20 protein-coding genes and 3 pseudogenes are annotated in these 20509 nt (G+C 50.3%); 10 read left to right on the top strand and 13 right to left on the bottom strand.

All coding sequences use genetic code 11. From position 1 onward, the window contains the following. Positions 1–33 precede the first annotated feature (33 nt). Both MK323_04600 and MK323_04595 read left to right on the top strand, forming a co-directional pair. A complete protein-coding gene (locus tag MK323_04600) occupies positions 34–1776 on the top strand; it encodes an adenylate/guanylate cyclase domain-containing protein (GenBank protein ID MCH2481437.1) in 1743 nt (580 codons plus the stop codon). Positions 1777–1989: 213 nt separating this feature from the next. Beyond that, entirely contained in the window at positions 1990–4191 is a 2202-nt protein-coding gene (locus tag MK323_04595; GenBank protein ID MCH2481436.1) for a SulP family inorganic anion transporter, read from the top strand. A gap of 87 nt (positions 4192–4278) precedes the next feature. Here MK323_04595 and MK323_04590 read toward each other — a convergent pair whose 3' ends face one another. The 5 genes and pseudogenes from MK323_04590 to MK323_04570 form a co-directional block, all read right to left on the bottom strand. Further along, on the bottom strand, positions 4279–4977 hold the full coding sequence (locus tag MK323_04590; protein MCH2481435.1) for a hypothetical protein: 699 nt from the start codon (positions 4975–4977) through the stop codon (positions 4279–4281). Positions 4978–5008: 31 nt separating this feature from the next. Next, positions 5009–5938, bottom strand: a complete 930-nt coding sequence (locus MK323_04585; protein MCH2481434.1) for a TauD/TfdA family dioxygenase — start codon at positions 5936–5938, stop codon at positions 5009–5011. Beyond that, positions 5929–6102, bottom strand: a pseudogene (locus MK323_04580) (SDR family oxidoreductase). Before MK323_04580 ends, MK323_04585 begins: the two are co-directional and overlap by 10 nt. Positions 6103–6216: 114 nt before the next feature. Continuing rightward, positions 6217–6342, bottom strand: a pseudogene (locus MK323_04575) (hypothetical protein). After that, complete coding sequence (locus MK323_04570) at positions 6339–6935, bottom strand: hypothetical protein (GenBank protein ID MCH2481433.1); 597 nt, start codon at positions 6933–6935, stop codon at positions 6339–6341. The pseudogene MK323_04575 and the gene MK323_04570 overlap by 4 nt, the downstream one beginning before the upstream one ends. Before the next feature lie 215 nt (positions 6936–7150). On the opposite strand from MK323_04570, the gene MK323_04565 reads away from it, so the two are divergent. Beyond that, the gene (locus MK323_04565; GenBank protein MCH2481432.1) at positions 7151–8386 is read left to right on the top strand and encodes a quinolinate phosphoribosyl transferase; all 1236 of its coding nucleotides are present in this window, start codon (positions 7151–7153) and stop codon (positions 8384–8386) included. A gap of 41 nt (positions 8387–8427) precedes the next feature. Here MK323_04565 and MK323_04560 read toward each other — a convergent pair whose 3' ends face one another. Both MK323_04560 and MK323_04555 read right to left on the bottom strand, forming a co-directional pair. Then, a complete protein-coding gene (locus MK323_04560) occupies positions 8428–10350 on the bottom strand; it encodes an NAD(P)/FAD-dependent oxidoreductase (GenBank protein MCH2481431.1) in 1923 nt (640 codons plus the stop codon). Between the two features lie 36 nt (positions 10351–10386). Further along, entirely contained in the window at positions 10387–11952 is a 1566-nt protein-coding gene (locus tag MK323_04555) for a long-chain-fatty-acid--CoA ligase (protein ID MCH2481430.1), read from the bottom strand. Positions 11953–12103: 151 nt separating this feature from the next. On the opposite strand from MK323_04555, the gene MK323_04550 reads away from it, so the two are divergent. Further along, on the top strand, positions 12104–12739 hold the full coding sequence (locus MK323_04550; protein ID MCH2481429.1) for a 2-hydroxychromene-2-carboxylate isomerase: 636 nt from the start codon (positions 12104–12106) through the stop codon (positions 12737–12739). A gap of 419 nt (positions 12740–13158) precedes the next feature. On the opposite strand, the gene MK323_04545 is transcribed toward MK323_04550, so the two are convergent. Next, complete coding sequence (locus tag MK323_04545; protein ID MCH2481428.1) at positions 13159–13476, bottom strand: hypothetical protein; 318 nt, start codon at positions 13474–13476, stop codon at positions 13159–13161. Positions 13477–13641: 165 nt separating this feature from the next. Continuing rightward, on the bottom strand, positions 13642–13824 hold the full coding sequence (locus MK323_04540) for a hypothetical protein (protein MCH2481427.1): 183 nt from the start codon (positions 13822–13824) through the stop codon (positions 13642–13644). A 195-nt stretch (positions 13825–14019) separates the two neighbouring features. Between MK323_04540 and MK323_04535 the strand changes: the two genes are divergently transcribed. From MK323_04535 to MK323_04525, 3 genes are all read left to right on the top strand, one after another. Further along, on the top strand, positions 14020–14403 hold the full coding sequence (locus MK323_04535) for a hypothetical protein (protein MCH2481426.1): 384 nt from the start codon (positions 14020–14022) through the stop codon (positions 14401–14403). A gap of 109 nt (positions 14404–14512) precedes the next feature. Continuing rightward, positions 14513–14782: a hypothetical protein gene (locus MK323_04530; protein MCH2481425.1), complete on the top strand. Its 270-nt coding sequence runs from the start codon at positions 14513–14515 to the stop codon at positions 14780–14782. Positions 14783–15642: 860 nt separating this feature from the next. Further along, complete coding sequence (locus tag MK323_04525; GenBank protein MCH2481424.1) at positions 15643–15927, top strand: hypothetical protein; 285 nt, start codon at positions 15643–15645, stop codon at positions 15925–15927. 107 nt (positions 15928–16034) lie between these two features. Here MK323_04525 and MK323_04520 read toward each other — a convergent pair whose 3' ends face one another. Beyond that, positions 16035–16541 carry a GNAT family N-acetyltransferase gene (locus tag MK323_04520; GenBank protein ID MCH2481423.1) on the bottom strand — a complete coding sequence of 169 codons (507 nt, stop codon included), beginning with the start codon at positions 16539–16541 and terminating at the stop codon, positions 16035–16037. Between the two features lie 459 nt (positions 16542–17000). Here MK323_04520 and MK323_04515 point away from each other — a divergent pair, with 459 nt between their 5' ends. Together MK323_04515 and MK323_04510 are read left to right on the top strand one after the other, a co-directional pair. Then, positions 17001–17351, top strand: coding sequence for a hypothetical protein (locus MK323_04515; GenBank protein ID MCH2481422.1), 351 nt, complete (start codon positions 17001–17003; stop codon positions 17349–17351). A gap of 757 nt (positions 17352–18108) precedes the next feature. Then, on the top strand, positions 18109–18606 hold the full coding sequence (locus MK323_04510; GenBank protein MCH2481421.1) for a hypothetical protein: 498 nt from the start codon (positions 18109–18111) through the stop codon (positions 18604–18606). A gap of 144 nt (positions 18607–18750) precedes the next feature. Here MK323_04510 and MK323_04505 read toward each other — a convergent pair whose 3' ends face one another. The 3 genes and pseudogenes from MK323_04505 to MK323_04495 all read right to left on the bottom strand — a co-directional run bounded on the left by MK323_04505 (position 18751) and on the right by MK323_04495 (position 20241). Then, entirely contained in the window at positions 18751–19086 is a 336-nt protein-coding gene (locus tag MK323_04505) for a GYD domain-containing protein (GenBank protein MCH2481420.1), read from the bottom strand. 409 nt (positions 19087–19495) lie between these two features. After that, the gene (locus MK323_04500; protein MCH2481419.1) at positions 19496–19948 is read right to left on the bottom strand and encodes a hypothetical protein; all 453 of its coding nucleotides are present in this window, start codon (positions 19946–19948) and stop codon (positions 19496–19498) included. Positions 19949–20091: 143 nt separating this feature from the next. Further along, positions 20092–20241, bottom strand: a pseudogene (locus MK323_04495) (aminotransferase). 86 nt (positions 20242–20327) lie between these two features. Here MK323_04495 and MK323_04490 point away from each other — a divergent pair. Continuing rightward, a partial coding sequence (locus tag MK323_04490) for a site-specific integrase (GenBank protein ID MCH2481418.1) occupies positions 20328–20509 on the top strand: 182 nt, incomplete at its 3' end.

Below are 20509 nucleotides of genomic sequence, written 5' to 3'. Positions count from 1 at the left end.
GGCTGTTAGGCACCTATCTGTAATTGGATCGAAATGGAAAGAAAGCTGAGCACAATATTTGCCTCTGACGTGGTCGGATTCAGCAAGATGATGGCCGCTAACGAGGAAATGACGCTTGAATTACTGCAGCAACGCCGGCTGGTTATCGATGGGGTCATCGCTGAACATGACGGCAGCATATTCGGCACTGCCGGTGACAGCGTGATCGCCGAATTTGCAAGCCCCATCAGAGCCACCCAATGTGCGGTCCAGATGCAGGGCAAGATGCAGGCCATGAATGAAGATGTGCCAAAAGAACAGCGGATGGTGTTCCGCGTCGGCATCAATATCGGTGACGTCATGGTATCCGACGACAATCTTTTTGGTGATGCCGTCAACATTGCCGCGCGCCTGGAAGCCGAAGCGAAACCTGATGGTATCTGCATTTCAAAGTCGGTACTCGACATGGTCAGTCAAAAGTTACAGGTCTCCTACCAGGATGCCGGTGAACTTGAACTGAAAAACATCGAGCAGCCCGTCCAGGCTTATTTTGTGATTCAGAGCAAGGGCGCGACGCGCTACGTCCAGCATACCGATGCACCCCAGGTGAAAGTCGAGCGTACTGAGGCGGGCTCACTCGCTGTCATGTTATTTAAGAACCTGAGCAAGGATGAAGAACAGGCCTATTTCTGCGAAGGATTTTCAGAAGACCTGATCTCGGCCCTGTCACGGTTTCGCAAGCTGATGGTGGTATCGGGTAATGCCAGTTTTGCCTACCGGGATAAATCCCGAAGCCCGAAAGAGATCGGTCGGGAACTCGGTGTGCGCTACATACTGGAAGGCAGTGTCAGAAAACTGGGGCCCAAAATTCGGATCAGTACGAGCCTGATCGCAGCCGATCGAGAAAACACAGTATGGTCAAACAACTTCGACACCACCATGGATGAGATCTTCGACATTCAGGACGAATTGGTCGAAACCATTGTATCCACAATTGTTGGCCGGGTAGAAGCAGATGCACTTCAGGAACTCAGCAGTAACCGACCCGAGAATCTGGCGGCTTATGATGTTGTCCTACAGGGATTGGAATACCACCGACGCAGCATGACCGCCGGAGAAAATGCCCGTAAAGCGTATGAGCTTTTTAACAAAGCCATCGAGATTGACCCCAACTACGCCCGTGCTCATGCCTGGCGAGCCTGTTCGATGGCAAACACAGCTGAATGGTATCCGCAGGATTTTGACGACAGCTGGTTTGACGACTGTACGGCCAGCGTGACCCGAGCACTTGAGATCGACTCCAACGACCCGGAAGCACATCGAATCATGGGTGCTATCAAACTAAAAACAGGAGATTTCGACCTTGCGACGTATCATCACGAACGCGCCGTCGAACTCTGTCCCAGTGATGCTTACATCCGGTCTCGCTACGCATCGTTACTGATTTATCTGGGAGAACCACAGCAGGCACTGGACGAGATCCACCGGGCGATGCGAGTAGACCCATTCTGCCCGGATGTGCTGTTCGAGGACGAAGGCATGAGCTACTACTGGCTGGGAAACTACGGAAACGCGATTGAAAGTTTACGTAAAGTCAAAGTACCGACCCGAAACAGCCTGTTTTACCTTGCCGCTGCGCTGGCCAAAGCTGAACAAACGGAAAAGGCGTCGGATACCCTGAAACAGGCGATTACCACCATGGACATGACTGTGGAACGATTTGTAAGTGCCCAGGGTTACAAAGACCAAGAAAAGCGGGACGAACTTCTCCAGACACTGGAACCCATTGTTGTCTGATTTAATCCGGCTGCAACCATTCAGCCAGCAACAACACGCATCACCCCCAGCTAACAATAATTAATGCACGGTGTTGGTTAAGATGCGTACTCAGATCTACCAGATTCTGTATAGCGATAGCCGGCCATTCGCCCACCCACGCCCGGCGTATCATTATTGTCGTAGGATCACGCGGCAAACTGTTTTACTTTTCACACGCAGACAATACACGTGATGTCTAGTTTTACTCGCCCCCAGTTTCCAGGTGACCTAACTGGTGGTGCTATGGCCATGGCATTCGCCATCCCCGAGGCCGTGGTGTACGGCGCCATGGTATTCGCACCCTTTGGCCTGGAATACATCCCACAGGGTGTCATTGCTGGAGTGATAGCAGTGTTCTGCGCCAACGTATTCACCAAGCTACCTGGCAGTGTTCGCAACCAGGTGAACATGCCAGATCCCATGCTGTCTCTGATGATGGTTGCGTTCTCTGCGAATCTTGCCGCATCCCATCCAGGTGCGCACCTCGACACCATATTAACGCTGTTGTTTTTTATTGTTTTATTGTGTGGATTCTTTCAGACGCTGTTCGGGTTGTTCAAAGTTGGGGTTCTGGCGAAGTACATTCCCTATCCGGTATCCGCTGGTTTGTTCAATGGTATGGCCATACTCCTTCTAATCAGCCAGATCCGACCGATGCTGGGACTGGACTTCGATACACCCATCTGGGCATTCGAACACATCAAGTTTCTGACATTCGTGACTGGCAGCGTAACGATTCTCACAGTAGCCTTCGCCCCGAAACTCAGAATCCGAATCCCTGCGCCTTTGCTCGGCATGGTTGCAGGTGCGGCCATGTACTATCTGTTCGTTCTGATCGGTCAGGGCGAACACCTCGGCGAAACACTCGGAACGATTCCGCTCACTGTGCCAATGCCTGTATATGCTCCGGATTTCTGGGAACTGCTTTCGTCGAGCACCCTCGGCAAAGTGTTGATTGAAGTTACGCCGATGGCACTGGGACTCGCCACCATGGCTTCGCTCAAATCACTGGTGGTATCGGTGACGGCGGATAACCTGCTTCGGGAGCGCTCAGATTCAAATTGGGAACTGATCAGTCAGGGTTTCGGGAACATCACCTCATCTCTGTTCGGCGGTCTTGCCGTTGCTGGCGACCAGACTGCGACAACAGAAATGTTCCAGTTCGGCGGCTCTACCCTCTACGCGCGGCTGTTTGCCGGTCTTGTGGCCTTGGCTGTTGTTCTTTTTCTGGGGCCAGTTCTGTCACCCGTACCGCGGGTTGTGTTGGCTGGCATCCTGGTGATCGTGGCACTTCAGGGTGTAAACCGCTGGAGTCTTACCCTGCTACCGAAACTTCGTGAACGGCAAGACCGGGGACAGGTGGTTTCCGATCTCGTCGTGGTGGTGCTCGTCGCCTGCGTATTCGTATTTATCGACATACTCGTTGCCATCTCGATTGGCGTACTTATCTCGATTATTTTTTTCGTGGTCCGGATGAGCAAGGACATCGTACGCCGGGAATACAACGCGTCAAGAATTCGCTCCAACGTCTACCGGCCCGACAAGGATATCATCTATCTTGAGCAAAATGGCGACAAGATCCAGGTATACGAACTCGAGGGTTCGCTATTTTTTGGCACCGCCGATAAAGTCGCCAACACCATCGAAGACTCCCTTTCGGAAAACATTGATACGGTCATTGTCGACCTGGGCCATGTCGCGGATGTAGACAGTACAGGGGCGCAGATTCTTCTGCGCATACGTGACCGATGTCTGGCCAAGGACAAAAAACTGTTGCTCAGTTCGCTGGATCTGATACGCGACAACGAGGTGTTATCGACTGCACTTTCCGTATCTAACCGTACTCCCCATCCGGATCAATCCTATGTATTTAAAACTATCGATGATGCGCTGGCTCGCGCAGAAGACTGGCTCCTGGACAAGGCGTTCGGTATTAACCGTGAACAACATGTTCTCTCACTGAATGAGACAGACCTGCTTCAAGACTACTCCAGCCAGGAGATCGCAGTGCTTGCCGCCTATCTCGAACAACACGAACACGATCAGGGCGAAGTCATTCTGCACCAGGGTGAAGCAGGTGATCGACTCTGTATCCTGATCCGTGGGCGAGTCGATGTGGTGATCGATTTACCAGGACAAGGCGGCGAAAAAAAACTCCTCAGCCTGTGCGCTGGCACCATCTTTGGCGAAATGGCGATTATTGATCGAAAACCCAGAGCTGCAAACGTAGTCGCGAATACCACCGTGACAGCGATGCACCTTCGAGACGAGGCACTGTCAAGATTGCGCAAGGAATATCCAGAACTCGATCACCGGCTGAGCATGGGAATCGCCAGTGAGTTGTCCAAGCGCCTGCGTATCGCGAACCGTGTCATCACAGAACACAAGTCCTGACGTCGATTACGTATGGTCCAGATCCGATTTCAGGATTTGCCACACAGGCACCGATGGCAGATTCCATACCGACGCAGGCTTAAGTGGTCATCGGTTGGTTTCTGATCTCCCACCGGCAACACCACCAAAGCGGTCAACCACTGACAGGCAAACGGCAACCAGAGGCCCGACCCCAAAGGCCATCATCAGTGTACCGATACCGACCACGCCACCGAGTTGCCAGCCAACGATCAGCACCGTGATCTCAAGTCCGGTTCGAACCCAACCGATCGGATAATTTGTGCGCTTCTGGATCCCGGTCATCAGTCCATCGCGAGGGCCGGGGCCAAGGTTGGCTGTGAGGTACAAAGCACTGCCAAAAGCCAGTAGAAAAATACCGAGCAAACTCTGCGCCATTGCCATAGCGAAGCCGGTTGGCTGTGGTAGCATCGGTATAGTTACGTCGATCGCAATCGCGACCACGATGATGTTCGCAATCGTGCCCATCCCCGGTCGCTCTCGTAGCGGAATCCAGGTCGTCAGAACCAGAATACCCACAACCAATACGCAGGCTCCGATAGACCACCCGGTCTGTGCAGAGACACCTTGCGCGAGGGTTGTCCACGGGCTGACACCCAGTCCTGACACAATGAGCGAGGCGTGACCCATGCCGAAGATCCATAACCCGACCAACAGGAAAAACACACTCTTGAACCCGGGACGCAGGGTCATCGGATCCACCGCGCTCCAGGTTGTGGTCGGCACAGCCCGGGCCAACTGAAATAACGCCCGCTGTTTCTGTTGCATTAAGAGTGCATCAACATCAGTTCATGGCTTGTCACGACAACACGGCTTCAATCGGCTCCCCCTCAATTGCTCGGGACGTCGATCCATCTACTGCCGTAGGCACCTCTCCCAGTAGCGTGACTCGATAGAACTGTCGGTCAAAATCAGTCTGGTAAATGTCGCTGGGTGCCAGATGAGCCGTTGCACGGTTGTCCCAGAAAGCAATGCTGCCTTTTTCCCACCTGAAGCGCACTGTGAACTCAGGGCGCACCGCGTGCTCCCAGAGCAGTTCCATGATTTGCTGGCTTTCACGGGGAGTCAAGCCGGTAATGGATTTAATATAACTCGGGCTACAGTACAGCACCCGCTCGCCGGTTTCCGGATGAACAGTGACCAGCGGGTGTTCGCTGACCATCAGTCGCCTTTTAACACGCGTCTCAAATTCCTTAACACTTTCCCCGTCCGCAGTAGCTTTCGCTTCGAATCGGTGAACCCCGCGTAACTTATCAAGCATCTCCCGGAAAGTTGGTGACAAATTTTCGTAGGCTGTGACTAGATTGGTCCACTGAGTATCGCCGCCATAGGGCGGCACGACATCACCGCGAAGAATAGACGCTGCGGGTGGGTTGAGTGCAGCAGTAACGTCGGTGTGCCAACCAGACCACGGTCGGGTCGTGGGTGGAGCCGCATTCTGGGTTGCCGTTCTGAATTTGCTCACCGAGTAGATTTCAGGATAGGTCTCGTCATGGCCGAAAACGACGTGCCCCGGTGTTAAAGCGCCAAAATGGCGCGCAAACTGAACCTGCTGGAAATGATCGAGATGCTGGTCTCGGAAAAACACGACTTTCCATTTCAGAAGTGCCTGGCGGATCTCGCTGACTGTTCCCGCTAAGAGCGGCTGAGTAAGATCAACATCTTCGATCTCCGCACCGATGTGTACAGACATCGGTCGAACATTAATCTTCGAATTTGTTACTGGCATGGAATGCTCTTTGGGCCGATCGCGGTCTGCCAGGGGCTTAGCCTGCCGCCACAAACATCCAGCGTGGCACCGGTCACGTAAGAAGAATCATCAGACAACAGGAAGATGGCGGCACGGGCAATTTCGTCGACCTGGGCTGGCCGACGCATCGGGATCTGCTCGATGCTCAGACTGCCGGTATCATCGATACAAACCGTATCCACTGATATGGTTAACGGAATTTCAGACAACCGTGTTTTACGGCAACCGATGGTTGCGTCACCACATTGACCACAGTAACAGTTGTCTCGAAGCCAGATCGAGTGGAAAAACGACTCCCGGCCATCATTCCAGACCGTTCGAACACCCGCCTCAACGGTCTCCACAGTTTGTAGCGACAACCCTGTCACCGTTCGGTCTATCATGTTCCCCGGTATTCCTCTGGCTTGCCCAGCATCGTGTCAGCTGACCCTGAACCCGCCGCGGTCACACCTAAGGGTCGCAGGAGCATCTGATAATTTTCATCGGTAAACGGCATGGACCGGCCTGTTTCCGTGTCAAAAAGCTCACGCGAAACCGTGCTCAGTCGCCCCAGGTAAATATGTAACCCAAGACTTGGCATCGCACCCTCGGTATGAACTGCGTGTATGCCATCACCGCCTAGCACCATCGTGTCTCCAGGATTCAGAACCCGGCGCTTAACCAGTTCCAACTGGCCTGATTCTGCCTGCCGGTAAAGCAGATTAACCTCGATGCCTTCATAGACACCCAGAAATGCGTGCATCCGATGATTGTGGGGAGGCACCAGCTCGTGTGGTGCGAAACGCACCCAGTAAACCGAGACCTCGTCGTCCTCGTACAGACATTCATCCGCCGAAATAAAGGAACCGACCGCCTTGGCGATGCCCTGAGGATCTGCGAATGTCTGCGATATAAGCGCTTTAACAGCCGCCATAGGCCGTGTGCCAGCCGCCGCAGAGCGCGCACATCGCACAAACCTATTCAATGAAAAAGACATGTCGATCTCTCTTGAATCACAAACAGCGATGCCACCGTCATGGTGTAGAACCTCCTGCCGGCACAAACACATTCAGGATACCAATGAACCGAATGTGGATGAACGCTATGATACGCCATATGATAAGCCTTTCTGTTGTTACGTTCGTCGATCAGGCCAGCTGACCACGATAGCAACCGGTTTGCGCAGTAACGCCGTTCCCGAGTTTACCGATCATGACCCCTACAGCCCTGCCAATCACGATTCCTACGGAGGTTTTTGACATCCCGGTTCACGAGGTCCGCAGGGGTTATCGAAGCGATGTTTACTTCTGGCGTGCCAAACGAACACTTGAGGCCAATCATCGCAGTAATACAGCAGCTGTACAGGTGTTTCAGAAAGGTGAGGCGGTGGTGTGCGGAATCGAGGAAGCACTGGCAATACTGATGCTTGGGATTGGCCATTACCGGGATTCCACCCACGCATTTGAACTATTCGATCGGTACATCGAGCAGAAAAGACGGATCCGTTCGCTCTATCGCGCTGATCCAGAGCAGCTTCAGGAAGCCCTGGAGGAGCGAAATCGAATCGAATTTGCGCTGGATGAGGAATGGGTCCGCGAACTCGGCCAGATCAGCGTCAGCTCTCTACGTGACGGTGACACGATTGCGCCGTGGGAGACCGTACTGCTGATTGAGGGACCTCTTTCGGAATTTATACACTTGGAAACTCTTTATCTGGGGGTACTTGCACGGCGGACGCGAATTTCAACCAACGTCGCACGGGTTGCCCACGCCGCCAACACCAAGCCGGTTTTCTTTTTTCCGGCGCGTTTCGACCACTGGGCTGTACAAGGCGGAGATGGCTATGCGGCCTCGATCGGTGGTGCGGCCTCCGTCTCCACAGATGCACAGGGCGAGTGGTGGGGAATGAAGGGTGCGGGCACCATACCGCATTGCCTGATCGCCGCTTGCGACGGGAGCACGGTCGAGGCAACACGCTCGTTCGCGGAGACCTTTCCGGACACATCACTGGTGGCACTGGTTGATTTTGACAACGATTGCGTCAAAACCTCACTGGAAGTGGCTCATGCGATGGGGGATCGCCTCTGGGGTGTCCGACTCGATACCTCTGAATCGATGGTAGATGTGTCACTCAAAAGTGCAGACAGCCTTACCGATAAGGCCGGCGTAAACCCAGCGTTGGTTCGCAACGTACGTCAGGCATTGGACGATGCCGGGTTCAGACGTGTACGGATCGTGGTTTCTGGCGGTTTTGACGTCGAAAAGATTGCATCATTTGAATCGGAACAAGTACCTACCGACGCGTATGGCGTTGGCTCTGCCTTTATGAGAGGTAGTTTCGATTTCACCGCAGACGTGGTGAAACTGGACGGGGCGCCGATGTCGAAAACCGGTCGTCAATTTCGGGACAACGAGCGCCTGGTCCCGCGGGCCTTGATGACCAGCTGATAAGGCAATCTGGTCAGTATTCGAGTCGTTCCGAAATCAGGTTAAGCGTTGTGGCTGATGTTCATCCGCCCGGCCGACCGGCCCTGACTCAGTGCCTCGGTGAGTCCAGCCGGGTTTCGACAGTCACCGATAAATGTTTGTGGGTAGGACAAAGCCTCTGCCAATTGAGGGAGTGGGTTATCGGGCACTGATCCCAGGGCAAGAACCAAGACGTCAGCCTGTATTCGTTCCTCGTCTCCCGACGGGTTACAAACCATAACAGCCGATCTCTCGCACCGTATCAGCTGTGACTGCAACATCATGTTCACGCCGTAGTGCCTGAGCGACGCCAGACGCATTTTACGTAGATTCCATTCCAATACACTACCGGCCCGTGACCTCTTCTCGACGATGGTCACCCGATCAGCGGTCGTTGACAGAACCTCGGCAACATCCAGCCCTACAAGCCCACCACCCACAACCACCACGTCACCGGTCAGCGACTCGCGTGTGGTAAGAACTTCGATCGCCTGAACCACATGTTCGTGCGGTGTACTGTCGTCCAACATCAGTGACCTTGGCACGCTCCCGGTCGCAACAATCAGATAGTCAGGCTGGAGCGACCGGATCAGATCCAGATTCACCACCGTGTCCAAAACAATCTGGATATCCGCACGGTCGACTTCTTCTACATAATAGTCCAACAACCGTTGAAACTGCGGCTTGGACGCAAAACCGGCTGCCAGCTTGAGTTGCCCCCCCAGAGCACTTTCGCGTTCAAGCAATGTCACCTGCCGACCGCGATCAGCAGCTGCCAGTGCCGCTTCCAGGCCCGCAGGTCCACCGCCGATCACGACGATATGGCCCGGTTTCACTTCCTTCATATAGGCCGTTTCTTGACCCATTTCCGGATTGACAGCACAGCGTGTCTGTTTAACGCCAACAAACTGGATGCAGACGTTGCAACCCAGACACGGTCGTATTGCCGAGGCGCTCTTCTCCGTTGCTTTACGCGGAAGGTCGGGATCGGCAATCAAGGCCCGTCCCATTGATACCAGATCTGCAGATCCGTCTCTGAGGAGGCGTTCGGCTGCATCCAGATCGACTATACGGCCTACCGCAATCACAGGAAGATCAGTCTCCTGACGAATCGCCTTAGCCAGATCGCCAAGGCACGCACGCTCCTGCAGGTAAGGCTGTACGATCCATTCCATACTCGAATAACACCCAGCAGACACGTGCAACGCAGAAAATCCCGCCTTCTCAAACAAGGGCACCAGGCAGCGTGCCGCATCTAAGGTCAGACCACCTTTGAGTTTTTCGTCAGCCGAAAAACGCAACAGAACCGGGAAATCATCACCGACCGCTTCACGAATGCCCCTACCGATTTCGAGAACAAACCGGGCCCGACGTTCGCTGCTACCGCCGTAGGCATCTGTCCGGTTATTGGACAGTGGTGACAGAAACTGTGCCCCGAGATAGCCATGAGCGGCGTGAATCTCGACCGCATCGAAACCGACCTGCTTGGCCCGAACTGCGCCTTCTACAAAGTCAGCAACCAGCTGACGAATTTCTGCACCGCTCAGTACTGAAGGTGCAGCTTTCATCACCGGGCAAGGAATCGCGGATGGAGCCACCAACGAATTCCCCGTATATTTCGGATGCATCTGTCGACCCGGATGAAACAACTGTATTCCAGCCCCTGCACCAGTGCTTTTTATACCCGACGCCAACCGCGTAAGACCTTCCTCATACCCCGCGTGATGAATCTCAAGCGTGTTTGGATAATTCACCGATCTCGGAGTCACAGCTGTGTTCTCGACGATAATGAGACCAACTCCCCCCCGGGCTCGCCGACTGTAGTATTCGTAGAGTTGGGATGACACACTCCCGTCAGGCGCGCCGTACAACGTTGCCATGGGCGGCATCACGATCCGATTGCGAAGCGTAAGCGAACCGATGGCCGTACTCTGAAAAAGTGTCATGCGCTACGGCAGATTCTGTTGCCGACTGACCATCGTTCAGTTACTGCAACTGATTTTCAACTGTTCAAGCCCTGTACGCGTGATCTTGCCCGATGAAGTCTTGGGCAACTCGGGTAGAAACACAACGCCTTGAGGGCACTTGAATCTCGGCAGTCGATCGGCGCAGTGGGCCAATAGATCGTGATCGGATACCTGATAACCCGGGCGTACGACGATGTAGGCCCTAGGGCTTTCGCCCCAATGTGCATCAGCGACACCGCAGACGGCGGCTTCGAGCACCGCTGGATGATCGAAAAGGATATCCTCGATCTCCTGCGGGTAGATTTTTTCACCACCACGTTTGATCATGTCGTTCCTTCGACCAACGATAAAGATATATCGTTCCTCGTCCATATAAGCCATGTCCCCTGTACGTAACCAACCGTCACGAATTGCCTTGGCGGTGTTCTCCGGATCCCTCCAGTAACCGGCCATCACGCTATCACTTCGAACACAAATCTCACCGATTTCCCTGTACGGCACTTCAACACCGTTGTCATCCATGATTGAAAGTTCATGGCCCGAATGAGCACGTCCGCAGGATTTAAGGCGTTCCAGATCTCGTGCAGGTGCTCTGAGATCATGGATTTCGGGTCCCAGTATGACGATGTTGGCTGTACTTTCTGTCAGACCGTATCCCTGAAATAGAGTCGGTCCAAAAAGTGCAATGGCTCTCTTTAATCGGTCCAGTGGCATAGGTGCTGCGCCGTAACCGACTCGCCGCAGGCTGGAGAGATCGTACCGATCAGCGTCGGGTACTTCCAACATCCGAAACAACATGGTCGGCACCAGAAACAGATAGGTAATCTTTTCTCGCTCAATGGTTTCCAACACCGTCACCGGATCGAATCGATCCAGAGTAACGCTGGTACCGCCGAGGTAATAGGTCGTGAGTGTCTGAAAAACGGTAGCAGCAACGTGGTACAACGGACAGACGTTAAGGTTTACCGTATCATCGGAGAGCTCGACACCACGGGCCGAATCGATCACGTTCGTACAGACGTTTCGATGGTTCAGCATCACACCTTTTGGCTGCCCCGTGGTGCCGCTCGTGTACACCAATAACAGCAGATCGTCTTCGTAAACCACCACCGGCGGCCCCTTGTCGGATGCGGCTGCAAGAAACGCGCTGTAGTCCCAAGCAAAATTGACCGGGTCACCCAGAGAAATAAAGTACTTGAGCTCAGGACAATTCGACCGAATTGCGCCAACAGCTTCTGCAAACTCCGGTTGAAAGAATATTACCCGGGCGCCGGAGTGCCGCAGTATGTAGGACAGCTCATCAGGTTTAAGCAGGAAATTCAACGTGGTCAGCACAAAACCGCCTGTGGCTGCCGCCAGGATACCCTCGATATAGATGTGACTGTTGCGAGAAAGGAAAGCGATTCTGTCACCTTTCGCAAGACCGAGTTCACTCAAAGCATTGACAATTCTATTCGACCGTCGGTCCAGCGCACCGTAAGTGACGACACTCCCGTCAAATTGGGATGCTACTCTGTCCGGAATCATCTGCGCGTTGTGCCGGATGATCTGATCGAAAGTATTTATGGACTGTGCTGGCATTGTCGGCCTAATCGGATCCAGCCGGAAATATAGAAATCGGCACTGTTCACTTTAAACGAACCTCACAATAGCCACATCAACATTCCAGACTGAAACTATCCAGCAAAGAATATAGAATTGTGTTCGGTAGCTCAAAACCCCGGGGCTGGTTATGACTCATTCGGCTGAGTGGTATTTCGACTTCATCTCGCCATTTTCTTATCTGCAATTTAAGCACTTCGGTAGGCTGCCCGATTCTCTGGAAATCCGACTGGTACCTGTTCTGTTTGCCGGACTGCTGAACCATTGGGGCCAGAAAGGCCCTGCAGAAATTCCTGCCAAGCGGATCGAGATGTACCGTTATTGTCACTGGTGTGCCCAGCAGAATGATATTCCCTTTAAAACGCCACCAGCCCATCCATTTAATCCACTCAAGGTTCTGCGATTGGCGATCGCACTGAATGCCGACCACAACGCAATCGCCGTGATCTTCGACCACATCTGGGGCAAGGGTAACGACATACATACGGATCACGGATTTCAGATTCTGGCTTCAAGCCTCGGTGTCAGCAACGCAGAAAACCTCGTCTCCTCAGATACCATCAAGCAAACACTCCGCGACAACACAGAACGAGCAGTGGCGACGGGTGTTTATGGAATTCCGACCTTTGTCATCAATGATGTGCTGTTTTGGGGATTCGACCGCACAGATATGCTGCTGGAGTACCTCAAAGATCCTACTCTTCTGCAGACATCCGAGATGCAGCGCCTGACCGCAGTACCATCAGCAGCTGAGCGAAAGCAATGATTCTTAAACGTTGTCTGCGATCGGATTCCGCCCTGCACACAAGAAATTTAGCCTCAAACCCCTCTTGAAAAAAACTCTGAACCGCTGAGACACCGTCGTCCGCAAACCTGCGCCATGTATCCCAGAACCTGGTGCAGCAGAGATCACACTACTCAATATAGCAGCTGATAAAAACAGTTGACCTGCCTGATAAAAATTATTTGTTTGCGGTCATTCAGCCGCTACGGATACTCTAGGCTAGACAGTTGTCATTGTGCCGCGGTAGAACACAAAAGTTCTACCGCGGTTTTGTTTACAACAGTCTACAAAGACGATTCTAAGTACTGGGAAATATATACGCCATTGCGATCAGGATCGAAGCCCAGCAGGCTAGCGCAAACACGAAACTTAAGAAAGTGCCCATAGTGCCTCCTCAATAACTATTGCTCGAAAACGACCGAACCGGAAACCGCATCAGTAACACCCAACTCCGATGTGATCTCCTCCAGCGCATGACGCATTGAGTTCAGGCTCTCTATCATCAAAGGTCGTGCTTCAGCCAAAGCACTCTCTGACTCCCAAATAGCCACAAAACAATAGCTGTATTCGCCGGTCTTGATCAGGAATTGACTGAGCATTCCATCTAATCGTCCATATAAGCCATCTCCCTTTTTTACAGAGCTAGAGTGGAGCTCAATAAATTCGTCGTGGCAATCGGCTTTTACAACATACCGAACAACGTTCATGAATTTAGCCATTAGTTCTCCCTCAAGCTGGCCGCTATCGGTGAGATAGCGCTGTATCAAATGCAAATTCCGCTTTCCGTCTAGAAGTCTAACCCATAGACAACCGAGGTTCTCTGTTTAGGTTGTACTGAGACCATTACCCAATTGGTTGTTCCTTCGATTTATAGTCAGCAATGGTCAAGAAGCAGTATAGATTCTATACGCCAGGTATAGGAGTCCTGCAGCTGCGCTGAACTCCATCAGGAGCACGCCCATGATCATCCATCGATTGAGTTTCCTTTTCGGCAAATAAGTGTTGTTCTTCTGCGCAATCTGCCGTTCCTCTTCATAGGTCAGTTGTTTTTCTAGATTTGCGTTCATGCCTGCAATTGTATTACCAACCAAAAGATTGTTTAACCTATTTTATCTAGATCTCAGTTTACTTTTGTCACTTCCGGATACCAAATTTATTCACATACCTTGAACTTCTGCTATGCTGATCACTGAAGTATGCATTATTGGATCTTTGGGAACATTAGATTTTTTCCCCACACAATAAAACCTAAGGAGATAGACATGGCTTCGAAAAACGGACAGGTGACCTTCAATTTCGCACTGCTTGTACCCGCTGAAAATACCGGCCCAGTCGAAGAGATCATTGCGACGCATGCGGCCTGGATGAAAGAAACCCACTCGCTGGAGGCTGGCAACGGAATCCATCTTGTCGACTATCACGTGGCCAAGGGTGAAGAAGCCAACGACCTGTTGGATCCAAGTAAAGGTACAACCGGTAATATTTTGTATTGCATCAACGAGGTCTATGTCGAAGCGGATGGCATTGAACAGCACATGGCACAAGCCATGCAATGGGAAAGTCTTGAAGCTTTTGCGGGCACCTTAATGCAATATGGGAAAGTACTCATCGGTGGGGGATCTGTCATTCATTCCATGAATGGATAGCTGGTGATGTGTTAATTTAATACACCAACCTCGTCATAAGCCCCGCCAGTCGGGGCTTAATTTATATATCAATGTATAACTATCGCATCATCTATAGAAGGAGCATCCTATGAGTATCACCGTGGTGATATCAGCCCAGGTTTCAGATTTTGATCAATGGAAATCGAAGTTCGATGGACTTGAAGATCAACGAGTTGCTGCTGGCATCAATGCGAGAGCCTATCGCAAGCCAGATGACCCGAACACCAGCTATGTCATTGGCACTGCACCGTCGAAAGACGTGTTTGTTGAGTTTTTTACCTCGCCGGATAGACAGGCAATTCAAGACAGCGGCGTGATAACCTCACCACCAGAAATTACCTTCCTGGAAGAATGTTGAGGTAACTGCTCTATCTGCTCCCAGTGAGGGCGGCAATAATCTACATCTGGGAAAGCGGGGCATATAATTTTCGCGGCTGACCAGTCGGCGCAAATCCCTTTAAAATCGATTATAAAGCCGTTGTAGCTTTCCACCATGGCGGGCCAGGTTCGTAATCATCGCAGTCTGTTTCTAACACACAAACATGTCTAAATTGATCAATACCCCACAACTCACATGTCGCTAACGCTGCAGCCTTATCCTGCCAACCATCTTTGTAACAGGTGTCATTTTCGGCGCAGGCCCTACAACAGTTGGCAAGTCCGTAATAGGCCTCGTGATCACCCTTCCCCACAATCCAAGGATTGTCAGTATTCCATCCGACAGGCCGATTCCAGCAGGCAGGATCATCTGGGTTTTCGGCACTCCAAGCAGCTTTATTTGCGGCCCGGTCTTCTCACGTTTCGGCAAAGACATAGCTCTGAAAGGCCAACACTCCAAACAATACAATCAGCATCTTCTTCATTATCAACCCTCCTCCATTAAGTTAATTTAAATCAACCTCTATCGGGCCTATAGATCCCATAATATACTTGGACAACTGTTCAGTGATGGTTCTTACAACCTCATTAATTGCACCACATAATTGAACAATATGTGGCCCCAGCCATTGATCATATATGGGGTGAAACTGTTCCGGAATTTGTATATCTCATCCAGCTATGGGCTGACCAACATTCTATTTTTTTAGCGACAGTTTCGGTTTTACACCGATTTTAGTCCGGAGATCACGACGTCAGGTGTTAGTGTCAGCCGTCTACTTTTTCTACTATTCCAAATCTGGTAGTGTCTGGTTCACCAATTTCCAAAGGAGAAGACGAATGTACTTCAGAGTAACCACCTATGGGTTTGACCCCAGCCGGCTTGATGAATTTCTCGCGAAGGCCAACGAGACGTTGCGAGATGATCTGAAAGCCGTAGCGGGCCTTGAAACTGTCCACACGTGCGAAATTAGCGAAGGACAGGGAATGATCGTCGCACGCTATGACAGCGAGGCATCCGCAACGGCAGCACAGCCGGCAATCCAGGGCATTTTTGCACAGATGGCTGAATTCATGACCAGTCCGCCCGATATCAAAGGCGGCACTGTTATCTGGGAAATGTAAGCCTGCAGCGGGCAAATAAGAAACGCCCCGCAGAAGCGGGGCTTTGTTAGTCCGGTCGGCTTCACTCTCGACCGATTACAGCCATCATTTACCTGGTTTTTGATTTATCAAAGGTCATTTGGAATGTTTTTCCATTCCTCGATTGTGATTTCCCTGCCGGGATAGGCGGACTTAGCGAAGGGCCAAACTTCGCTGATCCACTTTTTGACAGTACCGTAGAGATCCGAATCCAAACCGTTGCCCAGCTCCGATGCTCTCACCCACATTGAAATCACCACATCAAAGCTGCTTTTCCGGCTAGGATCCAGGTAGACACAACCAAGGCATCGTGTTTCATCCAGTGTCATTACCGTGTAAGCAAAAGAATAACGAAGCATAAACTCCCTCTGGTGCCAACCAAGGTCAATGAGATCTTCCTCAAGTGTAAGTCCCATGGGCCAGTTAGAACCAGAGATGAGGCTGTAGGTATTTCGAAGATGGTCAACGCTAGACATCACAGCATCATAATCTTTGATCAAATCGTTAATGGTCAACATCCGTAATCTGAACTGAGCTGTCGCCAGTTCGGAAGGAACGATGAAATCGTCGCTCACCAGAGTTTTTCGATTTTCCATACGGTTGCCTGAGTCAACTCACTGCTGAGTTCATTCTACTTAGATTAAATCCAAAACGGAGCGATCAGGATAGATCCAATTCGCCATGCAGCGGGCCTCACTTATAGGATTGCGACACAATTGTTTTTACACCCCAGTAGGAGACCCCCAATGTTCCAGAAGGACAATGACACCCCTGCAGCAATCTGCCTAGGCATTTACCTACTAGGCGGTCTTTGTTATACCGTTTTACTGCTGATTGGCTATTTCAGAATCCGCGCCCGACTATAAACTTAGACAGATCGCGGTGTCCTGGCTGTTATTTGGGTTTAAGATAGCGGGATGAAACGTCTGAAATTAAGCTAAGCCAATAAGCTAGTTGTAACTATTTTCAATATGTTTTGGAGAACAATAAACCCAATTACCATAGCGATTGCAAAATCGCCTCTACATTTCCTGATCAGTCAGAACCTTGTTGTATTGAATTTTATAGGAATAAAAACCGGTAAGAATTATGCAGTTCCAGTAAGTTATTTTGAAGAACCAGAGGGAAAACTAAGTTGTGTAACCGATAGACGAAGTATCTGGTGGAGGAATCTTCTTCAACCGTCTAAAATAAAAATTTTGTATAAAGGTAGACTAACTGATGCACTAGTTACCGTTGAGTATGAGAACAATAAGATGATTGCCGATCAACTAGAAGCCCTTTGTTCACACAGTAGAATTGACGGTTTTTTTGCTAAAGTCGGTTATGAAAATGGAAAGCCAATACGAAAAGATATAGAGGAAGCAGCCTCAATGATGACTTTGATACAACTCTCTATCTACTGAAATTTTCGATCAACGAGTTTTTGAAAGTACAGCGGATCAGTCGAGCCGAATAGCGCAGAATGTCAACTTTGCGGTTAAGTCTTATCCCATTGAGGGCTTCCTGTCTTCCAACAATGTTTCATTTTCAAAGTAGCGTCAACAGAGAGGCTTGTGCTTCCAGATGTTGCTGAGAAGGCAGAGCGATTTACAGTTTTAGTGTCATATTGGGAATAGAACGAATACAAAATTAATGACTACGAGATTCGAATTAAGAGCAAGGTATATCGAAGGATGGTACGAGCTTGACGCTGATAAGCTGGTTTCAGCAACTTCGTATGACTTCATGTTTGATGATCCTGCCGAGTTAGCACCAGTGAATCGGGAGTCATTGGCAGAATATATGATCCGTTGGGACAAACGAACTCGATTACTTGGTGCGACCAATGAATGGGATTTGTCAGACAGGGTGCGTCAAGATAAAGATGGGATCTTGACGGATTGGGAATGGTGGGAGCTTACTGGTACAGAACTTTGTGGGATGGCCATAGTAAAGACTAGGGATGATGGAGTGTTCTTTGAACGAATCACCTATTTTGATCGAACTGGGAACAGTAATTCGTCCTAGAACACCACAGAAATCAGTAGGCGGCATGAGATGGAAAAGATCCTTAACAATAGTCTTGCAGAGAGGTTTACGGTTTTAGTGGGGTGTTGGGAGTAGGATAGGCGTTATTAAGTGTTTGCCTAGAGAGATAGATGATTTTATGTCGAGGTCATCATGAAAAAGTTTCTATGTAGTCTCCCGATTATCTTAATTAGCCTGTTTCTGTTTACCGGTTGTGCGCTTACGACTGCCTACAAAAATATTTTTCCGTCAGCAAGTTCGTCGTCTACTGAATCCAGCTCTAGTTCTCAAGGAGGCATTAAACAGAGAGAAACAAGTCAATCGGCACCTGTCGACAAACAGGTGGCAATTGTTGACGATATGGATGACCTCTACACAGGAGTACTACACGACTACAAGGGGGGTACTTACTCAGGCGTACTGCTCGACGGTAAACCGCATGGTCAAGGAACTTGGACCCATTCCAATGCAGAATATGTGGGTGAATGGAAGAATGGAACTATTCATGGTCAGGGCATCTTTACGTCGTATGCTGGAAGAAAATATATCGGGCAATGGAAAGATGGTAACCCTTGGCACGGAAACGTATACGACGAAAATGGGGAAGTAGTTGCGTTCTATTTGGAAGGTGTTAGGACAGAGAATCAGTAGGGCATTGGTCTTGAAATGAATCACATCTACACATTCCTCTGTCTGTTCCTGCTGAGAGCTGTTTCTAATCGCTTAACACCCGCCGAAGCGGGTGTTAAGCATTGAGAGTCAGAATCAGTTTATGAACTGATTATTGATACGAGACTACGACGACGGTGGTGAATAAGCCGCCTTATTGGCTTGGTATACCGCGCTCGCCTTTACCACATCGTCTGAGCTGTACAGAGCAATAGTTTTGAAGTCCGCTATTGCGCCGCCCAGTACAGTTGTTAACACAGTACCCAGATAGCTCGGCAGGTCGTCGTATTCAACGATTATTGCAATATGATAGTCCTGCCCCAGCATGCCGTAGAAGCCAATAAGTTTGCCGCCACACTGCTCAACCACTGCGCGGGCAACATCTTCTCGGTTACTGCCGGATTCGGCGATATTCCGGATTGCCTCCGGGGTGTATTTAGCCTGTAACATGTATAAAGCCATTGAGTCCTCCTTGTTGATTCTTTGTTGATACGCTCGGTAAGTATGCCCGGTAGCCGGAATCGCATGCAACGCGTTTAGACGGGTGTGGCAGTAGGTGGCATGAGATGCAAAAGACCCTTTACGATTATCTCAGGGTCATCGAGCCATAAGCTAACCCGATCCCACCACAGTAATGCATCTCTCAACACTGACTCCACAATCAGTGCTTGCTACCATTAATTTTTTCACCCCGAAAAATTTTCACCCCGCCAACATTTAGACTACTCAAAATCCCCCGATGGTGAGCGGGCACAACAAAACGTAATACGAAAAATGAAAATGGGGGTGGGTAGGGGTCAGTCCTTCATGGCTTTTCGATCTGCCCTGCCCTTTTAACGCTGTGTAAAACAGCAGTAGAGCTGTGTGAGTTTTAACGCTTTTCCTTTTTAGTAGTCTTCTTCTTCGTTGCCGCAAACGGCACAACATTTTCCCGCGTGGCTTCTTCTTGTGTGTCTCTGTCCTTCCACTTGGCTATTAACTGAACTCTTTCTAGAAAGTCTTCATACCTGTTTTCGTTATTACTGCTAACGCTTTCATACTGTCCTTCCATTCTCAACAACATAAACCTAACCAACCAAGTTAGTGCTTGGTTATCTAAACTGTCATGAAAATCCCATATTTCTTCTTGCCTAAAACGTCCATCTATAAGTCCTTTGTAGATTTCCCGTTCCAAGTCGTCGTAGAAATACTCAATATTAAATCCTCCCTGTTTAAGATCGTCAACTCCTTGCTCTGCCTCTGTTTCTGATATTTGCTCTTCCCGGAACCACACTTCTAATTGAAATTCTCTAAACCTATCCCAAGCCAGTTCGCTAAAACTCATTTCATTTATTCTCCATGGATTCGCCTCACTCTTTCCGCTTGTCACAATTTGTCACACGTTTTACCGAATCAAACCGGTACAACAGTAATGCATGGTGTATGCTGACAAGCGGTACAACACGAATGGAGATTGAGATAGCCTGATCACGCTTTGACATTTTTCCCAAGGTATTCAATGGCCTTTTGTGTGCCACCTGAACCATGTGGAATGTCCAAGGCAATCAATCCCATCTCGATAACCCCCAACGCCCCAAGCATCGTCGGGGCATTGACGTGACCCATGTGGGCAATGCGTGATGTCCATAAGTGACTGATATGAATATTCATTCTCTCGTCATAAATCTGAAATCCACACTATATCCACATATGGAGATCAGATCATGGCAAGTATACGATTTAGAAACGGTCGGCACGAGGCACAAGTAAGACGCAAAGGCCACGCGCCACTCAGTAAATCCTTCAGCAGTAAGACCGTCGCCAAGCAGTGGATCAAGGCCACTGAAATCGACATGGAACGCGGGGAATTCAAACCGCGAGTCAACATGACGGTGGATCAGTTGAT

The organism is Gammaproteobacteria bacterium (genome assembly GCA_022450155.1).
GTDB lineage: Bacteria > Pseudomonadota > Gammaproteobacteria > Arenicellales > UBA868 > REDSEA-S09-B13.
Note: the sequence above shows the minus strand (reverse complement) of the source record. Positions and strands in the feature narration are given on the sequence as shown.